Origin of the sequence: Cupriavidus sp. OTU4054, from assembly GCF_038440175.1 — a bacterium.
In the GTDB taxonomy this organism is placed as follows: domain Bacteria; phylum Pseudomonadota; class Gammaproteobacteria; order Burkholderiales; family Burkholderiaceae; genus Cupriavidus; species Cupriavidus pauculus_D.
Map to the genome: position 1 here is coordinate 131,077 of NZ_JASATF010000004.1, position 18,967 is coordinate 150,043.

Below are 18,967 nucleotides of genomic sequence, written 5' to 3' on the forward strand. Positions count from 1 at the left end.
TCAGGTATCGAGATGGATGCCGCGTTCGCGCGCGAGCTTGCCCCAGCGCGCCACTTCGTCGGCGATATAGCGGCGGAACTGGTCCGGCGACATCGGCTGCGGCTGCAGCGCCTCCGACGACAACTTCTCCGCGAGGTCCGGGCTCTTGAGCACCGTGTTCAGCGTGCCGTTCAGTCTGGCCACGATATCGGGCGGAATGCCGGCCGGGCCCACCACGCCATACCACTGCATGGCGTCGAAGCCCTTGAGGCCGGCCTCGTCGAGCGTCGGCGTGTCCTTGAGCAGCGGATGGCGCGCGTTGCCCGTGACGGCCAGCGGCTTCACGCGGCCCGAGCGGATATGCGGGAGCGCGGCCGAGAGACCCGGGAACATCGCCTGTGTCTGGCCGCCGATCAGGTCGTTGAACGCGGGCGCGATGCCGCGATACGCGGCGTGGGTCATCTGTGCCTTGATCTGCTGCGCGAACAGTTCCATCGTCAGATGGGTCAGCGAGCCGGGTCCGGCCGAGCCGTAGTTCACCGCGCCCGGATGCTTGCGCACGTAGTCGATGAACTCGCCGAGGTTCGACGCGGGCACGTTCGCGCCGATCACCAGCACGTTCGGCGTGGCACCGATCATGCCGATGGGCGTGAAATCCCTGACCGGGTCGTACGGCACCTTGCGCGTGGCCGGGTTCGTGCCGTGCGTGGCCACATAGCCCTGCATCACGGTATAGCCGTCGGCCGTGGCCTTGGCCGTCATCTGGCAGGCGATCACCCCACCGCCGCCGGCCTGGTTCTCCACCACCATCGACTGGCCCAGCGCGCGGCCCCAGCGGTCCGCGACGGTACGGCCGATCAGGTCGGAACCGCCGCCCGCGGATACCGGCACGACGTAGCGCAGCGGCTTGTTGGGAAAGGGGTCCTGGGCCTCCGCGAGGCCAGGGACGGCGAACAGCATCGCGCTGGCCTTGAGCAGCGTCCGGCGGGTCGGGTTCATGTCTCCTCCATTGCGCCTCGGTTCGGCACCGGGCGTGTTTTCTTGGATCCTGCTTTCGAGTCCGTATCATCCACGCCCGGTGATAAACTGTGAATTGCAACTTTTCTCACGATTGATGCAAGGTTTGCATGAATTTCAATCTCTCCGATCTGCGCGCGTTCGTCGCGGTGGCCGAACTCAGCAGCTTCCGCGCCGCGGCGTCCGAACTCCATCTCTCGCAGCCGGCACTGTCGCGGCGTATCGAGAAACTCGAGGACGCGCTCGGCGTCCGGTTGTTCGATCGCACCACGCGGTCGGTGGAAATGACGGCCGTGGGCCGCGAGTTCTCGCGCAAGGCGCGCGAGTTGCTCAATGGGCTGGAGGAATCGCTGCTGGGTATTCGCGACGTCGCCACGCGCATCACGGGCGAGGTCACGGTGGCCTGCGTGCCGTCGGCGGTGCGCTATTTCCTGCCCGCGGTGCTGCGGCAGTACCACGCGCGATATCCGCGCATCGTGGTGCGGCTGATCGACGAGGGGGCCAACGAGGTGCTCAATATGGTCGTGCGGAACGAGGCGGACTTCGGGCTCAACTACATCGGGACGCAGGAGCCCGACGTCGAGTTCGAACCCGTGCTCAAGGAACCGTTCGTCGTGGCCTGTCCGCCCGATCATCCGCTGGCGCGCAAGCGCAAGGTCACGTGGTCCGAGCTTGGCCAGTACGACTACATGACCGTCGGCAAGGCCAGCGGCAACCGGATGCTGCTCGACCTGGCGCTGACCGACGTGCCCGTGCGGCCGCAGTGGTATTGCGAGGTGCGGCACGTGTCCACGCTGGTGAGCCTCGTCGAGGCCGGGCTGGGCGTGGCGGCCGTGCCGCGGCTGGCGATGCCGCCGGGCAAGCACCCGACGCTCAAGAGCGTGCCGCTGGTGGAACCGACCGTCACGCGGACGGTGGGGCTGATCCGGCGGCGGGGACGGTCGCTGTCGCCGGCGGCGGCGCAGTTGTACGAGATGCTGCAGAAGACCAGTGCCGAGCGTCGCAGGCCGTAAGCGTTACAATGCCGCTTTTCATTTGCCCCCTCCGTACACCGCCATGACCACGCTCGGAACTCCCCTCTCCCCCTCGGCCACCAAAGTCATGCTGCTCGGCTCGGGCGAGCTCGGCAAGGAGGTCCTGATCGCGCTGCAGCGGCTCGGCGTCGAGACGATCGCCGTCGATCGTTACGAGAACGCGCCGGGTCAGCAGGTTGCGCACCACGCGCGCACCATCGCGATGACCGATGGCGACCAGCTGCGCGCGCTGATCGAGGCCGAGCGGCCCGATCTGGTCGTGCCGGAAATCGAGGCCATCGCCACGCCGACGCTCGAGGCGCTGGAAGCGGCCGGCGTCGTCCGTGTGATCCCGACCGCGCGCGCGGCGCGCCTGACCATGGATCGCGAAGGCATTCGCCGTCTGGCGGCGGAAACGCTGAACCTGCCGACCAGCCCGTACAAGTTCTGCGATTCGCTCGAAGAACTGCAGGCCGCGATCGACGGCGGTATCGGCTACCCGTGCGTGGTCAAGCCCGTGATGAGCAGCTCGGGCAAGGGCCAGAGCAAGATCGACGGCCCGGCGGACGTCAAGGCCGCGTGGGATTACGCGATGGCCGGCGGCCGCGTGAGCCATGGCCGCATCATCGTGGAGGGCTTTATCGATTTCGACTACGAGATCACGCTGCTGACGGTGCGCGCCAAGGGTGCGGACGGCGATGTCGAAACCCATTTCTGTGAGCCGATCGGCCACGTGCAGGTCAGCGGCGACTACGTCGAAAGCTGGCAGCCGCATCCGATGCACCCGAAGGCACTGCAGACCGCCCAGCATATCGCGCGCGAAGTCACGGGCAACCTCGGCGGGCAGGGCCTGTTCGGCGTGGAGTTGTTCGTCAAGGGCGAACAGGTCTGGTTCAGCGAGGTCAGCCCGCGTCCGCACGATACGGGCATGGTGACGATGATTACCCAGTGGCAGAACGAGTTCGAACTGCATGCGCGCGCGATCCTGGGCCTGCCGGTCAGCACGGCGCTGAAGAGCCCCGGCGCCAGCGCGGTGATCTATGGCGGCGTGGATGCGACCGGTGTGGTCTTCGATGGCGTGGCCGATGCACTGACCGTGCCGCAGACCGAAGTGCGGCTGTTCGGCAAGCCGGAGAGCTTCACCAAGCGCCGGATGGGTGTGGCGCTGGCCTATGCGGAAGACGTGGAAGTCGCGCGCGAGCGCGCGAAGGACGCGGCCAGCCGCGTGAAGCCGCGCGTGGCCTGATCGGCAGCGCCCTCTCCCGCCCGGAGAGGGCGACCGGCCCTATCCGTGCGGCGCGTACATCGCCATCAGCTGTTCGTCCGAATACCCCCACTGCCGCGCGTCCTCGAACGCCACGACCGTCTCGTCGCTGTGCATCAGGTCGATCAATTGCGGCGCCTGCGCGACCGATTCCGATACCGAGTAGAACGCCATGACCCGCGGCCGTAGCGGTTCATCCTCGTTCTGCCCGCAGACCACCGCCAGCCGGTTCGACCGCAGCCGCAGCACGGTGCCGATCGGATAGATCCCCACCGTGCGCGTAAATGCCTTGAACACGCGCCGGTCGAACAGCGTATCGACCCGCACCGCGATATATTCCATGGCCCGCGCCGGCGACCACGGCAGATGTCCGGGGCGCGGCGAAGTCAGCGAATCGTAGGTATCGCAGATGGCCGCGATCTTCGCGTGCACGCTGATCTCGTGCTCGACCAGGCCGAACGGATACCCGCGCCCGTCCACGCGCTCGTGATGGTGGACGCAGACGTCGAGCGGAATATTGGTATAGAGCCGCGCCTCGTTCAGGATCCGGTATCCCGCCGACGGATGCCGCCGCATGGCCTCTTCTTCCCGCGGCGTGAGGTCCGGCCCCTTCTGCAGGATCGATTCGGGCAGCGTGAGCTTGCCGATATCGTGCATCAGGCCCGCAATCCCGAGTTCGCGCACTTCGCCATCGGGCAGCTTGAGCGTACGGCCGACGGCAATCATCAGCACGCAGACCGAAAACGCATGCAGATAGGAGTAGTCGTCCTTCTCCTTGAGCCGCGACAGCGCGATCAGCGCCTGCGAATGCCGCGTCAGCGAATTGGATGCGGCGTCCACGAGCAGCAGCGCGCCCTGGCTTTCCAGCGCGCGCCCCATCCGCACATCGCCGAACATGTTGCCGACCAGCTGCCGCGCGGACTTGATCAGTTCGCGCGCGCGCTCGAGTTCGTCCTCGAACTCGGTCCCGTCGTCGTCCGCGACGTCCGCCTCCATCGCATCCGGCGTGGCGGGCGTGGGCAAATTGCGGCCCTTGAGGATGTCGATCCAGACATCCTGCACGTTGGCCGCCTGGATCTGCTCGACCTGCTCGTCGCTCGTGACGAGGAAGCGGGAGCGCCAGAACGGGTGGTTGATCCAGGGTCCGCCGAGCCTGGCAACGAACATTCCGACCTGCAGCTGCTCCGCCTTGATTCTTCTCAGCATGCACTTAGCCCTTTGAGATGGGCGCGATATCTTTCGCGATCCCGGAGAGGAAGCTCTGACGTGGCTACCTTCATCGACGCCATATCGACCCCGCGTGGCCCCCGGCGTCTGGCGGCACGCCTGCCGCTACGCTCTGCAATCAATGAGAACCCACGTCGCCCGCATTAACGGCAGATCCACGCAACTCTTTAGGGCGCCCGGAATGGTTAGCGCGCCGGCCCACCCAGACCAGCAGCCACCCGCCGAGCGCGACGGACCATGCGATCAGGCCGGCACCGGCCACGCGCTGGTCGCCCATCAGGTAGCTGGCGCAAAGCCGGGTCTCGGCGTCGAGGAAGAGCATGCCGACGGTCAGCCCCATCCAGACCATATTGCCGCCGAAGAACAGCACGAGCGGCCAGGCGCTGACGCGGCAGGCGACATAGGCGGCCATGCCGGCGGCCAGCACGGTGGCGTATTTGGCGAGGTTGATGGGGCCGGAGAGCCGGGTGAGATCGAGCGCGATTGGCAGCATCCAGGCGCCGTAGCCGACGGTGGCGACCACGAGCAGCGCGAGCGCGGCGGGCCGCAACGTTGCGGCCAGTTGCCCGCGGGTGCGGGGCGCGAGGAAGCCGGGCAGCAGGAAGCCCAGCGCGAATACGGCTGGCAGAAGCACCAGCATCTGCAACGCCATCGAGCCTTCGAGCACGGTGCGGATGGGGGGGAGCGCGAGCAGGCCGGCGGCGGCCAGCCATGCGGCGCGGGGCAGCATCGGCCCGCGCATCACGGCGCCCCGCCGTTGACGTTCGCCGCGCCGGCGGCCGGCAACGCGGCGCGCGCGAACGCGTACGCGTCCTGATACGCCTCGAGCGTGAACGTCCCGAGGACACGACCCCGTGCATCCACTACATGCAGGCCGCCGTTATGCTCGAAGCCCCCAAACCCATCCGGAATGGCAATCACATCCGCCTCCCGCAGCAGCGCCCGCATGGCCGTGGGATCGACCGCGGTGGCCACGGCCCAGTCCGGCAGCCGCGCACGGTGCTCGCGCCCATACCCCGCGAGATCCGCGACCCCGTCGCGCGGGTCGAACGACAGCGATCGCAATCCGATGCGCCCCGACAACCCGTCGGCCGCGATGCGGGCCTGCAGTTGCGCGAATTCGGCGCCCAGCGCACGACAGACGGTCATGCAGCGCGTGTAGATGACATCGACCAGATAGATCGCGTCCTGCGGGGAGGCCTGCGCCGGGGGCGACGCGGCGGCCCCCAAACGGGCATCGGGCAGATCGCTGGCGTCGGCGCCGAACCACACCGCCTCCCGCCCCTGCTGGTCCCAAACCGCCACGGCCGGCAGCCGCATCGCCCCCGCCGCGATCCGGTTCTCGCGCCGCTGATCGAGCGTCCACGCGGTCAGCCCGTCCGTCAGCGCATAGAGCCCCGCGCCGCTCAGCGAAATGACAAGCAGCAGCCATACCACCGGCCAGCGCGGTCGCGCCCCGGCATGGGAAACGACGCTCGCCCCGCTAGCCACCCGGACTGCCGAGCGCCGCGTCGCCATCGAACGGCGCCTTCATGTCCGCGGTCTCGGCCCGGACCGCCGCCACGGTCTCCGCCGTGACCGGCGGCGAGGTATTGCCCCACTGGCTGCGCACATGCGTCAGCACGGCCGCCAGCTCCGCATCGCCGAGCTGGTCCGCAAACGGCGGCATCGCCCCGTTGTAGGCCGTCCCCCTGACGGTCAGCTTGCCGTTGACTCCCCGCAGCACGATGGCCGCGAGCCGGGTGTCCTTGCCATTGACCCATTCCGACGCGGCCAGCGGCGGAAACACGCCGGGCAGGCCCTGCCCCGTGGCCTGATGGCACGCCACGCAGCGGCTCTGGAACACCGCCGCGCCATCCACCGCGCCGCCGGCCGGCCTGGGCTTGCCGACCAGATCGGCGGTCGTGCGCGCGTCGCCGAGCCCCGACGGCACGTTGATCGGCGCCATCAGGATATAGATCGCGCCAAACGCGATCAGCCCCGCAATCAGCGCGAGCACCGCCCTGGGAATCGGCGCCCTGCCCTCATGCGGGTCGACGTTCTCGCGCGCCCGTGCCGCCGCGGCCTGCTGGGTTTCGGATCGTTCATCCATCTGCGAGGCTCCGTGCTTATTTCGGGGACATGCCGCCGTCCGGCGGCAATACCGCGCCGGTCCGGTTCAGCGACTGCAGATAGGCCACGAGGTCCAGCGCCTCCGCCTTCGGCACCACCACCTTGTTCGGCGGCGCATAGCCGGGCGGCAGCGCCACGGGCTTGTCGCCGGGCTCGGCCGCATCCTTCACGTCGAACAGGTACGGATAGCTCGGCATGATACTGCCGCCCACGTACGCGCGCGGCTGGTACAGATGGCCCAGGTGCCAGTCCGCGCTCGGCTGCCGCACACCGATATTCATGAGGTCCGGCCCGGTCCGCATCGTGCCGAGCAGATGCGGATTGTCATAGTAGTAATCGCCGGCCACCGAGACCCGGCCCCATCCACGCCTGGCATCGGGCGCGAAGCTGCTGTCGCGCGGCTGCTGCGAATGGCAGTAGATGCAGCCGTTGGCGATATAGACCTCGCGCCCGCGCAGCTGCGCGACCGTGTACGGCTTGATACCTTCGGTCGGCTTGATGTCCTTTAGCTGGAGGTACGGAATCACGACCAGCGCGCTCGTGGCCAGCGCCAGCATGGTCATGCCCCCGGCCAGCAGGGCGCTTTCATTGTTCACGGTTCAGACTCCCTGCGCGGGGTTTCGACCCTCATGGCCCTCGCGTCCCTGATGGAACAGGGCCGGCCGGTGGCGATTGGGACCGAGCCCGAAGATCGCGCTGACGAAATTGGCGGCGAAGAACAGATGGCTGACCAGCATCATCGCGCCGCCGATCGACCGGGCCTTGAGGTACGGAATGGTCAGCGTCACCGAATCCATGAACGGCCGCGAGGCGTCGAGCATGGCGAGCCCCTGGTACCAGCCGCCGATCGACAGGCCGACGAAGTACACGCCGATGCCGCCGGCGGCGAGCCAGAAGTGGCAGTAGATCATCCAGCGGTACGGCCATTCGCGGCCGATCACGCGCGGGAGGATGAAGTAGATCGCGCCGAAGAACGCGAAGCTCACGAACGCATAGAGCCCGATATGCGCGTGCGCGACCGTGTAGTGCGTGAAGTGCGTGATACGGTTGACGGCCCGCAGCGCCTCGAACGAGCCCTGCGCGGAACTGACCGTGTACATCATGCTGCCGAACGTCACGAAACGCAGCGTCGGCGAGTCGATCAGCCGGCGGAAGTTGCCCTTCAGCGTCTGGTGCAGGTTGATCGAGAACGCGATGACCGGAATCAGCATCATCATGCTCTGCACGATGGACAGCGTGACGAGCCAGCCCGGCACCGGACCGCCCACCAGATGGTGGCCGCCAACCTGCCCGTAGAAGAACGCCAGCGCCCAGAAACCGAGCAGCGACATGCCATACGACCTCACGGGCTGCCCGATGATCTTGGGCAGGCAATAGTAGATGGAAGCCAGCGCGAGCGGCGTGTAGAACAGGCCCAGCACGTTGTGGCCGAACCACCAGTTCATGGTTGCCTGCTCCACGCCGAAATGCAGCCCCGGGAAGTTGGCCACGAGGAACAGCACCGGGAACCAGAACAGCGCGCACCCCATATACCAGACCGAGACGTACAGATGGCTGACGGTGCGGTTGACGAGCGTGAGCACGAGCGGAATACCGACCAGCGCCCCGCCCGCGACGAACAGGATATCGACCTGCCACGGAATCTCGAGCCATTCGAGGCCGTCCGAGATCCCGGCCCCGATGCTGCCGATGCCCGCGATCAGCGCGGCATTCCAGATCGCGGCGCCCACCACGGCCCAGCGCCCCCCCACGAGCGGCGTCTTGAGCAGCCGAGGCAGCAGGAACAGCGCGATGCCGAGCCCGGCCATCGGCGCCCAGCCATAGGCCACGGCATTGAGGTGGATGGTGCGGATGCGGCCGAACGACAGCCACGGCACCGATGCGAACAGATCCGGCTCGTGCAGCTTGATGGAGGCCGTCAGCCCGGCTGCCGACGCGACCACGAGCCAGACCATCGCGCAGCACAGGAACAGGAACACGACCTGCGCGGACGAGCGGTCGGCCGCATCGCGCGACGGATCGACGATGCCCTGGCCGCCGTTCGGCGCGGAAGGATCTTCGGGGTGACCGGTCTCGCCTTCGGAGAAGATCACGCGCGCGGCGTCCGGCGAGGTATCGAACAGGCCGCGCTGCATGGCCCAGATGAATGCCAGCAGTGCGAACACCGACAGCAGAAAGGCCGATAGCAGGATAGCGATGGTATTCATGGCAATGGCGGTGATGGACGGACGCGTGCCGCGCCGGGCGGGCAGGCCCGACATTGCGGAATTTACGGCAGCGACTGGATAACCACACATAGCCACTTCCCTCGATTTTGGGGTGACCACCCGAACACCCGTTTGACGCGGTGCGGCAGCGTCCCGTACGCTTCTCCGGTGCGCGGGCCGCATGACGACAAATAAGTTGCACCGATAATGCATCTTTTTTAGAATTGCCCGGCAATGCACGGAACCGCCTTGGCGATGGTGCCCACCGGTATCTAGAATCAAGCTCGCTTCCGATGTGTGACGTGACCACTAAAACCAAGCACCGAACGTCCTTCATCACCATGAACGTGCACTTGACGATTCACGGCCGCCAGGGGTTGGCGGGACAGATCTACCGGCAGTTGCGCGCCGGGGTCATCGACGGGCGCCTCGCGCCGGGGGAGCGGCTACCCTCCACGCGCGAGCTCGCGATGCAGCTCGGCGTCTCGCGCAAGACCACGCTCGACGTGTTCGAGCGCCTGATTGCCGAGGGCTACCTGCGGTCGCGCACGGGCGACGGCACGTTCGTGGCCGACGAAATGACGCGGCTGGCGCCGAAGCCGCCGCGCACGGCCATGCTGCAGCCCTCGGTCGAAATCTGGGAATCGTTGCCCGATGTGCTGCCGGTGCCCTCGCGGGAACGGCCGCCCGAGTTCGACTTCATCGGCGGCGTCACCGACAAGGCGCTGTTCCCGTTCGACCAGTGGCGCCGGTGCGTCAGCCACGCATTGCGTGTGCTCGCGCGCGCGCCCGGTGGCTACCGCGACGCCGCCGGCGAGCAGGAACTGCGCCTCGCGGTCTCGCGCTACCTCGCCTTCAGCCGCGCCGTGGTCAGCAACTGGCAGGACGTGATCATGACCCAGGGCGCGCAGCAGGCCATCGACCTGCTCGCGCGCGTGGCGCTGCGGCCCGGCGACATCGTCGCGGTGGAGGACCCCGGCTATCCGCCGGCGCGCACCAGCCTGCTCGCGGCCGGCGCGAACGTGGTGCCGGTGCCCGTCGATGCCGAAGGGATCGTCGTCGACCGGCTCCCGCCCGAGGCGCGCATCGTCTATGTGACGCCGTCCCATCAGTTTCCGCTCGGCATGCCGATGAGCCTCGAGCGCCGGCTTGCGCTGCTGGACTGGGCGCAGCATCACGGCGCGCTGATCGTCGAGGACGACTACGACGGCGAGTACCGCTTCGAGGGACGTCCCGTCGAGTCCCTCAAGAGCCTCGACAAGGCCGGTGTGGTCGCCTATGTGGGCACGTTCTCCAAGACCATCTTCCCCGAATTGCGCGTCGGCTACGTGATTCCACCCGCGCCGCTCGGCGTGGCGATGCGCAAGGCCAAGCAGATCGGGGACTGGCACAGCTGCACGATGACGCAGACCGCGCTGGCCAAGTTCATGCTCGACGGCTACTTCTCCAAGCATCTGCGGCGCATGCACAAGGAGTACGCGGCGCGCCGCGCGCTGCTGCGGCATGCACTCGAGCACGAGCTGTCGCCCTGGCTAGTGCCGCTGCCCTCCTCGGCCGGCATCCACCTCGCGGCCGAGATCCGCGCCACGGACCCCACGGCGGAAGCCATGGTCATCGAACGCGCCACGGCCGCGCGCGTGGGCGTCTACGGAATCTCGGGCATGTACGTCGCGGCGCGGCCGCGGCCGGGGCTGCTGTTCGGCTACGGCGGCATCGGCACCGACCGCATCCGCGCGGGCGTGGACCGGCTGAAGACGGCGCTGGAGCGGCGCGCGAACTGAGGTGCGCGAACCGAGGCACCCGATCGAGGGACAAGCTGGGGGACAAGCCGGGGGACGAACCTGCGGCCGTGCGTCTGCCTCCCCACATTCGGCGACTTCCCAACCCCTTCAGGAACGGCGACACTTCAAAATTCGGCCAGCCTGCCGTTAACACGAGCGGGCCACTCCCGGCCTTGCCGCCCCCTGTTGATGCACACCCATTACGACAACCTGAAGGTTTCCCGCGACGCGCCGTTCGAGGTCATTCGCGCCGCGTACAAGTCGCTGAGCCAGAAATACCATCCGGACCGTCATGCGGACGGCGACGAGGCCAACCGCATCATGCGGCTGATCAACGCCGCCTACGAAGTGCTGAGCGACCCGGTCAAGCGCGAGGAACACGACCGCTGGATCGCCACGCAGGAGAAACTCGAGGCCCAGCGCGGCCGGCGGCCCGCGGCGGCCCGGCCCGGCACCGCTGCCGGTACTGCGGCCGGTACCGCGCCGCGCCCGCAGGCGCCACCGCGGCCGCAGGCCCAGCCCCAGCAGCCGTCGCAGGCACAATCGGCGCGGGAACGCGCGCGCAAGGCCGAAGCCGAGAAGGCGGCAAGGGCCGAGAAGGAGCGGGAGAAAGCGCGGGAGAAGGCACGGGAACAGGAGAAGGAACGCCAGCGGGAGCGGGAGCGCCGCGAGCACGAGGCCGAACAGCAGCGCCGCGCCGAGCGCGCCGACCGGGACCGCCGCGAACGGGAGCGTGCCGACGAGCGCGAAAGCCGCAACAGGCGCCGCGAGGAACGTCCGATGCGCGAAGATGGCTTCCAGCCCGCGCGCCTCTCGGGCCGGTCATGGTCGTTGATCGTGTATTCGCTGGCCGCGACCGCGATCCTCGTGCTGCTGAGCGACTGGGTACCGGGTGCGAGCATCGAGACGGCCGCCGCCAATGCCGCCACGGACCCGGCGCCGGCGGTCACCGCAGCCGCCGCGCCCCCGCCCTCGCCACCCTCGCCCGCCGCCATCGCGTCGAGCATCATCTCCACCCGCGAAGAGACGCGCTATATCCGCCCGACGCTCACGCCGAAGGGCGAGCCGTGGCCGGAACGCTCGGGCTATGTGCCCGGCTATCCCGTGCTGAACACCGACGGCCTGTCGATGGTGACGATCGACAATACGCGCAACAAGTTCGACGTGTTCCTGAAACTCGTGTCGATGGACAACACGCGGCCGTTGCCGGTCCGCACGAGCTACGTGCGCAGCGGCACATCGTTCACGATGGAGAATATCGCGCCGGGCAGCTACGACGTGCGATACCGGAGCCTGGACACGGGCGAAATCTTCCGCTCGGAGCGATTCGACCTCAAGGAGATCCAGGAGGCCACGGGCACGAGCTTCGCGAAGAACATCCTCACGCTGTACAGCGTCGAGGGCAAGGCGCGCAACGTCAGCATTCCGGAACGCGAATTCCCATAACGTGCCCGCGGCAGTGGCTACCTGAAAATACGCGAAAGCGGTCATTTCGGAAAGCCACTGTCCTGCCTACTCTTGCTCCTGTCAACCGTATCCACGCGATACCCATACCGGAGCAAACCATGGCACCCCGTCTCGATTTCTACAAGGCCAGCCCCGCAGCCATCAAGGCGATGATGGGTCTGGAAGACCGCATCGGCAAAAGCGGCCTCGAACCGTCGCTGATCGAACTCGTGCGTCTGCGCGCCTCTCAGATCAACGGGTGCGCGTTCTGCATCGACCTCCATACCGCCGATGCGCGCAAGGGCGGCGAAGACGACCGCCGCCTGGCCACGCTGTCCGTCTGGCGCGAGACCCCGTTCTTCTCCGCGCGCGAACGCGCGGCGCTCGCCTGGACCGAGGCCGTGACGCTGATCGCGCGGGACCACGTGCCCGATACCGTCTGGGAAGCGGTCCACCCGCATTTCAGCGAGGCCGAGATCGTCGACCTCACGCTGCTGGTGGCCACCATCAACAGCTGGAACCGTTTCGCGATTTCGTTCCGCAAGACGCCGGTCTGAACCGGTTCGCGGGAGTTTAGGAAAAGCTTGATGGCGAGGCGCGCCCTTGCGGCATAGGGTCAAGGCGTGTCCGTCTTGCCACCTCGCCATGCATGCTCCGTCTTGCCCGCCGCCGTCGGCGTATCTCGCTCCCGTTCTCCTGACGGCCGCCGTCTTCACCATGGAGAGCGCGCGGGCAACCGCCTCGCAGGGCGCGGCACTGCCGCCGCGCACGGCGGATATCGCCATTCCCCGCTACCACTGCGCGGCCGCTATGGCGACGGCCGCGATGTACCTGCTCGATATGTCCTGCGCGCCAGCCTGGGACGCCTGCCCGCGCGATACCGATGCACCGGCGGACAGCGCGCGCATCCGGCGGGACCTCCCCTCCGCGCTGGTCGCCTGCACGGTGCAGATCGCGCTGGCCGTCGCGCTGTATCGCCGGGTCATCGCCTCGATCTCGCCGACCCAGCGGTGGGATATCGCGCAGTTCGACTTTGCCTACACGCAGGCGGTCCGCCACCACGACCTCGGCATGCCGCGCGCGGACCCCTATATGGCGCGCGCGTTTGTCGAGGCCGTGACGCACGACGCGCACCCGGAGCCCATATCGGGCGAACTGCCGGTCATCCGGCAGAACCATCCCACCGCGCCGCTCCCGCCGCTCGCACGCATCGGGCTGCTGGACCTGGAAGCCGCGGCCACCCGCGCGTGGCCGCAGGACCGTTCGGCGATACTGCCCGCGCCGCTGCGCGCCGACAACGTGCCCGAGGTCCGCACCCATCTGCCGGGCATGCCGTGGCTCGGCATCTATGGCTGGCGCCTGCAGGATCGCCCATGGCCGGCATTTCCGACGCCGCTGCGCCGGCAACGCGGAAGCGGGCGCTGGGCGCTCGACATGCAGGCCTCGCTGACGGCGGAATTGCTCGAGACACGGACCTCCGGGGCCAACGACATGGCGCGCCAGCAACTGGAACAGTTGCTGATCGGCTGGCGCGCGCAGTACCGCGGCCACGTGCTGGCGTCGGAAGACCAGCTGCGCGTGGCCAGCCACGGGCTCCATGCCGTGGAAAGCACGATCGCCGCGTTGCAGATTCCCGCGTACTGGTCGACGGTACTGGTGGCGGTGCGGCATCGCGGCCGCGTGGTGGCCGTGCTGCATGGCAGCCTTGGCGCATTCGGCCGCAGTCTTGCACGCATTCACGCGGTCGCGATACCGGCCACATCGCTGCTGCCGCCCTATGGCGACGATGCCGTGCGTGGCGCGATCCCGTATGCGATCGGCCGGTTCGCGAACTACGCGCGGGCGATGAATAGCCAGTACCTCGTCGCGATGATCGAGGACGATCCGGCAACGCAGCCGCCGCTGCCGGCACCGGTCGGCGCAGACACCGACGCGCGCGACGGGCCCAAACGCAAGGGGGACGCGGATCGCGACCTGTTTGTCCGCTAGCGCCATGCCGGCGCGCGGCGGAACGCGATCCCGAACCGGTTCAGCGCATTGATCGCGTTGACGAGCAACGTCAGATCGACGAGTTCGCGGTCCGAGAAATGCGGCCGCACCGCGTCCCACGCGGCATCGGGAACGTGGTCGGCCAGTCGCGTCACGGCCTCGGCCCATGCGAGCGCCGCGCGCTCCCGATCGGTGTACAGCGCGCTGTCGCGCCACGCGGGCAGCAAGTCGATGCGCGCATCCATCTCGCCCGCGCGGCGCGCGCGCGTGGTGTGGAGGTCGATGCAGTACGGACAGCCGTTCAGCAGCGACACGCGCAGGCGCACGAGGTCCGCCAGCGAATGTTCGAGCCGGTAACCGTCACTGCGGCGGTCGAGCCGCAGCAGCAGGTCCATGGCGGGACGGTTGGCCTGACAGGCATCGAGCCGAAGGGGCATCGCTTGAGCATCGAGGTGGATATCCCACCCACGATAGGCCGCCTGCCGGTCCCGGCCAATGACCACTTGCGACGGATTTCAGGTAGCCACCGGCTCCCGGAGCCGCCGCCACAGCGTCGTGGGACTGATACCCAGCAAATGGCACGCGGCCGCCCGATCGCCGCCGCATTCGACCAGCACGCGGCGGATATGCGAGGCCTGGCTCGCGCGGGAGACCCCCGCCAGCGACCGGCTGCCGCCGGCGGCGAGACCCGCCGCCTGCCCCGGCTCCGGCATCGTTGCCGGCAGCGGCGCGTCGCCGGCGTCGATATCCGTTCCCACCGTCGCCGGAAACAGCTCCGGCACCGCGGCCTGCAAATCCCGCAGCAGCGCGGCCCCATCGAGCTTCCGCCCCGCGATCATGACCGCGATGCGTTCGGTCACGTTCTCCAGTTCGCGAATATTCCCGGGCCACGCATAATCGGCCAGCCGCTTGCGCACGGGCGCCGGCAACGGCGTCGGCCGCGCAATGGCCAGCCGCTCCTGCGCGCGCCGGTACAGCAGCTCGGCCAGATCGGGCAGGTCCTGCGCGCGCTCGCGCAGCGGCGGCATGTCGATGCGCAGGATATTGAGCCGGTAATACAGATCCTGCCGGAACGACCCTTCGCGCACGAGCGCGGACAGGTCCCGGTGGGTGGCCGCAATCACGCGCACATTGACGGGAATCGCTTCGAGCCCGCCAATCGGCAGCACCTGCTTCTCCTGCAGCACGCGCAGCAATCGCGTCTGCAGCGCCGGCGGCATGTCGCCCACCTCGTCGAGAAACAACGTGCCGTTATGCGCGGACTCGAACAGGCCCGCGCGCCCGCCCCGTCGCGCCCCGGTAAACGCGCCCTCCTCGTAGCCGAACAGTTCGCTCTCGAGCAGGGTCTCCGGAAACGCCGCGCAATTGACCGCCACGAACGGAAACGCCCGGCGCGGACTCGCATCGTGCATGCCCTGCGCGAGCACTTCCTTGCCGGTCCCGCTCTCGCCGCCGATCAGCACGGTGGAATCGACCATCGCATACCGCCGCGCCAGCGCGCGCAGATCGGTCATCGCGGCGGACGCACCGGCCAGGTCGTCGAGCGTATAGCGCACGCCCGCCCGCCGCGCGCGGCTGCGCGAGCGCAGATTGCGGTCCACGCGATGGATCGCATTGGCGTCCTGGATCGTCAGCACCGCCCCCGTGGTACCCGCCTCCCCGACGATCGGAATCCGGTTGACCACGACCATGCGGTCGCCCAGCCGATGAATCGCCTCGAGCTCCTGCGTGCCGCTCTGCATCACGCCTTCGAGCCCAAGGCCCGGTGCCACCGCCGCCAGCTTGCGCCCCGCGGCGGCGGGTGCCGTAATGCCGAGAAACCGCTCCATGGCCGGGTTGAACGACTGGATGCGCCCCTCCACATCGACGGCCGCCACGCCCTCGTTGAGGTGCGCGAGAATCGTGTTCACATAGTCGCGCCGCGTGGCCTCGATGCGCCGCAGCCGCGCGGCCTCGATCGCATCCTCCAGCGCGAGCCGCACCGCATTGCCCGAGTACAGGAACACGCCGACGAGCCCATACCGCTCGGCGAGGTCGGTCACCATGCCGGGGCCGACGATCACGCGCACGCCCTCTTCCTTGAGCGCGCGCACGCGCGCGGTCGCATCGTCCTCGGTCAGGTACGTGTAGGTGGCCACGGTCAGCGAGAACGCGCGCAGGAATTCATCGACTTCGGCGTACGTCGAGGCATGCGTGACCAGCGCCACGTGCGGCGAGATGCGCCGCGCGGTGGCCAGCGCGCTCATCACGTCGAACCCCGTCACCTTGACGAGCACCACGGGCACATCGACGTGCTGGCGCAGATACGCGCCGTTGGACCCGCCGGCGACGACGACATCCACGCGGCCATCGCGCGCGATCGCGCTCGCGGCGGCGTCGTAGCCCTTGTCGAGGATCCGGAATTCGGCCTGCGCGGTATAGGACGGGATCAGCTCCGCGAAGGCGCGGGTCAGGCGGCTGATGCCGACGGTCCAGATGCGGGGCCGCCCCGTGATGGGCGCCGGTACCGCCGGCGCGGGTTGCTGTGTCGTCATGGGGCGGGCGTATATTGGATTGGCATCATTCTGCGCCGGTCCACTCGATATTTCAATTCTGAAATTCAATCGCATTTCAATATTGAAATCCGGCGACCACCAAAGTGCTATATGCTTGGCCCCATATCGGAGACACAAGATCAACTAATCCCGCTAAAGCATTGATTAGAAACAGGTTATGCGATACGCCGCACGAGCGTTCGAAATCCCTGTCAAACATGGCACATCCCTTGCGCCTGTCAGCAGTTGCCCAACTCACAGCGACCTCATACCTCATGACCTTTTCCGCCGCCGATCTCGCCCGCTCCGCCGGTGCCCGCTTCCGTCAGGCCCTCGCCGATGAACGTCCGCTGCAGATCCCTGGCACGATCAACGCCAATCACGCGCTGCTCGCGAAGCGGTCCGGCTATCGGGCCATCTACCTGTCCGGCGGCGGCGTCGCGGCCGGTTCGCTGGGCATGCCCGACCTCGGCATCTCGAATCTCGACGACGTCCTGACCGATATCCGCCGCATCACGGACGTCTGCGACCTGCCCCTGCTGGTCGATGTCGATACGGGCTTCGGCTCGTCGGCCTTCAACGTGGCGCGCACCACGCGCTCGCTGATCAAGTTCGGCGCGGCCGCCATGCATATCGAGGACCAGGTCGGCGCCAAGCGTTGCGGCCACCGTCCGAACAAGGAAATCGTCACGCAGGACGAGATGGTCGATCGCGTCAAGGCGGCCGTCGATGCACGGACCGACGAGAACTTCGTGATCATGGCCCGCACCGACGCGCTGGCCGTGGAAGGCTTCGATGCCGCACTCGCGCGCGCGGTAGCCTGCGTGGAAGCCGGCGCCGACGCGATCTTCCCGGAAGCCATGACCGACCTCGAGATGTACCGCCGCTTCGTCGATGCGGTGAAGGTGCCGGTCCTCGCCAATATCACCGAGTTCGGCGCCACGCCTTACTTCACCCGCGACGAACTGGGCTCGGTCGGCGTGTCGATGGTGCTGTACCCGCTGTCGGCCTTCCGCGCGATGAACAAGGCCGCGGAGAATGTCTTCGAGGCGATTCGCCGCGACGGCACGCAGAAGCACGTCGTCGATACCATGCAGACCCGTCAGGAACTGTATGAACGCATCGGCTACCATGATTACGAACAGAAGCTGGACGCCCTGTTCGCCAAGGGCAAGGGGCGTTGATGGCACGCCGCCCCGCCACCACAACATCGACCAGCACCAGCACAACACAGGAGACCCCCATGTCCGAAGCACAACCGCTCGCCACGCCCAAGCCCAAGAAATCCGTCGCGCTGTCCGGCGTGGCGGCAGGCAATACCGCGCTCTGCACGGTGGGCCGCAGCGGCAATGACCTCCACTATCGCGGCTATGACATCCTCGATGTCGCCGACACGTGCGAGTTCGAGGAAATCGCCCACCTGCTCGTACATGGCAAGCTGCCGACCAAGGCCGAACTGGCCGCGTACAAGGCCAAGCTGAAGTCGCTGCGCGGCCTGCCCGCCAACGTGAAGGCCGCGCTCGAATGGGTGCCCGCCAGCGCGCATCCGATGGACGTGATGCGCACCGGCGTGTCCGTGCTCGGCACGGTGCTGCCGGAGAAGGACGACCACAACGCGCCGGGCGCGCGCGATATCGCGGACCGCCTGATGGCCAGCCTCGGTTCGATGCTGCTGTACTGGTACCACTACAGCCATAACGGCCGCCGCGTGGAAGTGGAAACCGACGACGACACGATCGCCGGACACTTCCTCACGCTGTTCCACGGCAAAACGCCGTCGAAGCTCTGGGAACGCGCGATGCAGACCTCGCTGAACCTGTACGCGGAGCACGAGTTCAACGCCTCGACGTTTGCCGCGCGCGTGATCGCGGGCACGGGCTCGGACATGTACTCGTCGATCGCCGGCGCGATCGGCGCGCTGCGCGGTCCCAAGCACGGTGGCGCCAACGAGGTCGCGTTCGAAGTGCAGAAGCGCTACGACACGCCGGACGAGGCCGAGGCCGATATCCGCCGCCGCGTGGAGAACAAGGAAGTGGTCATCGGCTTTGGCCACCCCGTGTACACGATCGGCGACCCGCGCAACCAGGTCATCAAGGAAGTGGCGCGCAAGCTGTCCAAGGACGCGGGCTCGATGAAGATGTTCAATATCGCGGAGCGTCTGGAAACCGTGATGTGGGACGCCAAGAAGATGTTCCCGAACCTCGACTGGTTCAGCGCGGTGAGCTACCACATGATGGGCGTGCCCACGGCGATGTTCACGCCGCTGTTCGTGATCGCGCGCACGTCGGGCTGGGCCGCGCACATCATCGAGCAACGCATCGACAACAAGATCATCCGTCCGAGCGCCAACTACACGGGTCCCGAAAACCTGAAGTTCGTGCCGATCGAGAAGCGTTAA

The 18,967-nt window shown here is 67.7% G+C and carries 17 protein-coding genes; 8 read left to right on the top strand and 9 right to left on the bottom strand.

From position 1 onward, the window contains the following. A complete protein-coding gene (locus AAHB16_RS07085) occupies window positions 1-978 on the bottom strand; it encodes a Bug family tripartite tricarboxylate transporter substrate binding protein (RefSeq protein ID WP_342050464.1) in 978 nt (325 codons plus the stop codon). Between the two features lie 128 nt (window positions 979-1,106). Here AAHB16_RS07085 and AAHB16_RS07090 point away from each other — a divergent pair, with 128 nt between their 5' ends. Then, the gene (locus AAHB16_RS07090) at window positions 1,107-2,009 is read left to right on the top strand and encodes a LysR family transcriptional regulator (RefSeq protein ID WP_150371660.1); all 903 of its coding nucleotides are present in this window, start codon (window positions 1,107-1,109) and stop codon (window positions 2,007-2,009) included. Window positions 2,010-2,052: 43 nt separating this feature from the next. Further along, entirely contained in the window at window positions 2,053-3,255 is a 1,203-nt protein-coding gene (gene purT, locus AAHB16_RS07095) for a formate-dependent phosphoribosylglycinamide formyltransferase (protein ID WP_150371659.1), read from the top strand. 39 nt (window positions 3,256-3,294) lie between these two features. On the opposite strand, the gene AAHB16_RS07100 is transcribed toward purT, so the two are convergent. From AAHB16_RS07100 to AAHB16_RS07125, 6 genes are all read right to left on the bottom strand, one after another. Further along, complete coding sequence (locus tag AAHB16_RS07100) at window positions 3,295-4,479, bottom strand: HD-GYP domain-containing protein (RefSeq protein WP_342050465.1); 1,185 nt, start codon at window positions 4,477-4,479, stop codon at window positions 3,295-3,297. A 139-nt stretch (window positions 4,480-4,618) separates the two neighbouring features. Then, a complete protein-coding gene (locus tag AAHB16_RS07105) occupies window positions 4,619-5,230 on the bottom strand; it encodes a hypothetical protein (protein WP_342050466.1) in 612 nt (203 codons plus the stop codon). A gap of 11 nt (window positions 5,231-5,241) precedes the next feature. Then, window positions 5,242-5,937, bottom strand: coding sequence for an SCO family protein (locus AAHB16_RS07110; RefSeq protein WP_342050467.1), 696 nt, complete (start codon window positions 5,935-5,937; stop codon window positions 5,242-5,244). Between the two features lie 46 nt (window positions 5,938-5,983). Continuing rightward, complete coding sequence (locus AAHB16_RS07115; protein ID WP_342050468.1) at window positions 5,984-6,592, bottom strand: c-type cytochrome; 609 nt, start codon at window positions 6,590-6,592, stop codon at window positions 5,984-5,986. A gap of 16 nt (window positions 6,593-6,608) precedes the next feature. Further along, window positions 6,609-7,208, bottom strand: coding sequence for a cbb3-type cytochrome c oxidase subunit II (locus AAHB16_RS07120; protein WP_342050469.1), 600 nt, complete (start codon window positions 7,206-7,208; stop codon window positions 6,609-6,611). A 3-nt stretch (window positions 7,209-7,211) separates the two neighbouring features. Next, window positions 7,212-8,819 (bottom strand): cbb3-type cytochrome c oxidase subunit I, encoded by a 1,608-nt coding sequence (locus AAHB16_RS07125; protein ID WP_342050470.1) that lies wholly within the window; start codon window positions 8,817-8,819, stop codon window positions 7,212-7,214. A 341-nt stretch (window positions 8,820-9,160) separates the two neighbouring features. On the opposite strand from AAHB16_RS07125, the gene pdxR reads away from it, so the two are divergent. From pdxR to AAHB16_RS07145, 4 genes are all read left to right on the top strand, one after another. Beyond that, a complete protein-coding gene (gene pdxR / locus AAHB16_RS07130; protein ID WP_342050562.1) occupies window positions 9,161-10,600 on the top strand; it encodes a MocR-like pyridoxine biosynthesis transcription factor PdxR in 1,440 nt (479 codons plus the stop codon). A 189-nt stretch (window positions 10,601-10,789) separates the two neighbouring features. Further along, the gene (locus AAHB16_RS07135; RefSeq protein ID WP_342050563.1) at window positions 10,790-12,046 is read left to right on the top strand and encodes a J domain-containing protein; all 1,257 of its coding nucleotides are present in this window, start codon (window positions 10,790-10,792) and stop codon (window positions 12,044-12,046) included. Between the two features lie 119 nt (window positions 12,047-12,165). Continuing rightward, complete coding sequence (locus AAHB16_RS07140) at window positions 12,166-12,603, top strand: carboxymuconolactone decarboxylase family protein (RefSeq protein ID WP_342050471.1); 438 nt, start codon at window positions 12,166-12,168, stop codon at window positions 12,601-12,603. A gap of 88 nt (window positions 12,604-12,691) precedes the next feature. Next, window positions 12,692-14,035: a hypothetical protein gene (locus AAHB16_RS07145; protein WP_342050472.1), complete on the top strand. Its 1,344-nt coding sequence runs from the start codon at window positions 12,692-12,694 to the stop codon at window positions 14,033-14,035. Here the strand turns inward: AAHB16_RS07145 and AAHB16_RS07150 are convergent. Further along, window positions 14,032-14,472, bottom strand: a complete 441-nt coding sequence (locus AAHB16_RS07150; RefSeq protein WP_342050473.1) for a carboxymuconolactone decarboxylase family protein — start codon at window positions 14,470-14,472, stop codon at window positions 14,032-14,034. The two genes, AAHB16_RS07145 and AAHB16_RS07150, sit on opposite strands and share 4 nt — an antisense overlap. A gap of 78 nt (window positions 14,473-14,550) precedes the next feature. Beyond that, the gene (gene prpR, locus AAHB16_RS07155; protein WP_342050474.1) at window positions 14,551-16,569 is read right to left on the bottom strand and encodes a propionate catabolism operon regulatory protein PrpR; all 2,019 of its coding nucleotides are present in this window, start codon (window positions 16,567-16,569) and stop codon (window positions 14,551-14,553) included. Between the two features lie 275 nt (window positions 16,570-16,844). On the opposite strand from prpR, the gene prpB reads away from it, so the two are divergent. Both prpB and prpC read left to right on the top strand, forming a co-directional pair. Continuing rightward, a complete protein-coding gene (gene prpB / locus AAHB16_RS07160) occupies window positions 16,845-17,753 on the top strand; it encodes a methylisocitrate lyase (RefSeq protein ID WP_342050475.1) in 909 nt (302 codons plus the stop codon). A gap of 59 nt (window positions 17,754-17,812) precedes the next feature. Continuing rightward, the gene (prpC, locus tag AAHB16_RS07165) at window positions 17,813-18,967 is read left to right on the top strand and encodes a bifunctional 2-methylcitrate synthase/citrate synthase (RefSeq protein WP_150371647.1); all 1,155 of its coding nucleotides are present in this window, start codon (window positions 17,813-17,815) and stop codon (window positions 18,965-18,967) included.

What these genes read in the sequence shown, in the direction of transcription:
- AAHB16_RS07085 (WP_342050464.1), bottom strand. Translation starts at nt 978, where the DNA reads ATGAACCCGACCCGCCGGACGCTGCTCAAGGCCAGCGCGATGCTGTTC.
- AAHB16_RS07090 (WP_150371660.1), top strand. Translation starts at nt 1,107, where the DNA reads ATGAATTTCAATCTCTCCGATCTGCGCGCGTTCGTCGCGGTGGCCGAA.
- purT (WP_150371659.1), top strand. Translation starts at nt 2,053, where the DNA reads ATGACCACGCTCGGAACTCCCCTCTCCCCCTCGGCCACCAAAGTCATG.
- AAHB16_RS07100 (WP_342050465.1), bottom strand. Translation starts at nt 4,479, where the DNA reads ATGCTGAGAAGAATCAAGGCGGAGCAGCTGCAGGTCGGAATGTTCGTT.
- AAHB16_RS07105 (WP_342050466.1), bottom strand. Translation starts at nt 5,230, where the DNA reads ATGCTGCCCCGCGCCGCATGGCTGGCCGCCGCCGGCCTGCTCGCGCTC.
- AAHB16_RS07115 (WP_342050468.1), bottom strand. Translation starts at nt 6,592, where the DNA reads ATGGATGAACGATCCGAAACCCAGCAGGCCGCGGCGGCACGGGCGCGC.
- AAHB16_RS07125 (WP_342050470.1), bottom strand. Translation starts at nt 8,819, where the DNA reads ATGAATACCATCGCTATCCTGCTATCGGCCTTTCTGCTGTCGGTGTTC.
- pdxR (WP_342050562.1), top strand. Translation starts at nt 9,161, where the DNA reads ATGAACGTGCACTTGACGATTCACGGCCGCCAGGGGTTGGCGGGACAG.
- AAHB16_RS07135 (WP_342050563.1), top strand. Translation starts at nt 10,790, where the DNA reads ATGCACACCCATTACGACAACCTGAAGGTTTCCCGCGACGCGCCGTTC.
- AAHB16_RS07140 (WP_342050471.1), top strand. Translation starts at nt 12,166, where the DNA reads ATGGCACCCCGTCTCGATTTCTACAAGGCCAGCCCCGCAGCCATCAAG.
- AAHB16_RS07145 (WP_342050472.1), top strand. Translation starts at nt 12,692, where the DNA reads ATGCATGCTCCGTCTTGCCCGCCGCCGTCGGCGTATCTCGCTCCCGTT.
- AAHB16_RS07150 (WP_342050473.1), bottom strand. Translation starts at nt 14,472, where the DNA reads ATGCCCCTTCGGCTCGATGCCTGTCAGGCCAACCGTCCCGCCATGGAC.
- prpR (WP_342050474.1), bottom strand. Translation starts at nt 16,569, where the DNA reads ATGACGACACAGCAACCCGCGCCGGCGGTACCGGCGCCCATCACGGGG.
- prpB (WP_342050475.1), top strand. Translation starts at nt 16,845, where the DNA reads ATGACCTTTTCCGCCGCCGATCTCGCCCGCTCCGCCGGTGCCCGCTTC.
- prpC (WP_150371647.1), top strand. Translation starts at nt 17,813, where the DNA reads ATGTCCGAAGCACAACCGCTCGCCACGCCCAAGCCCAAGAAATCCGTC.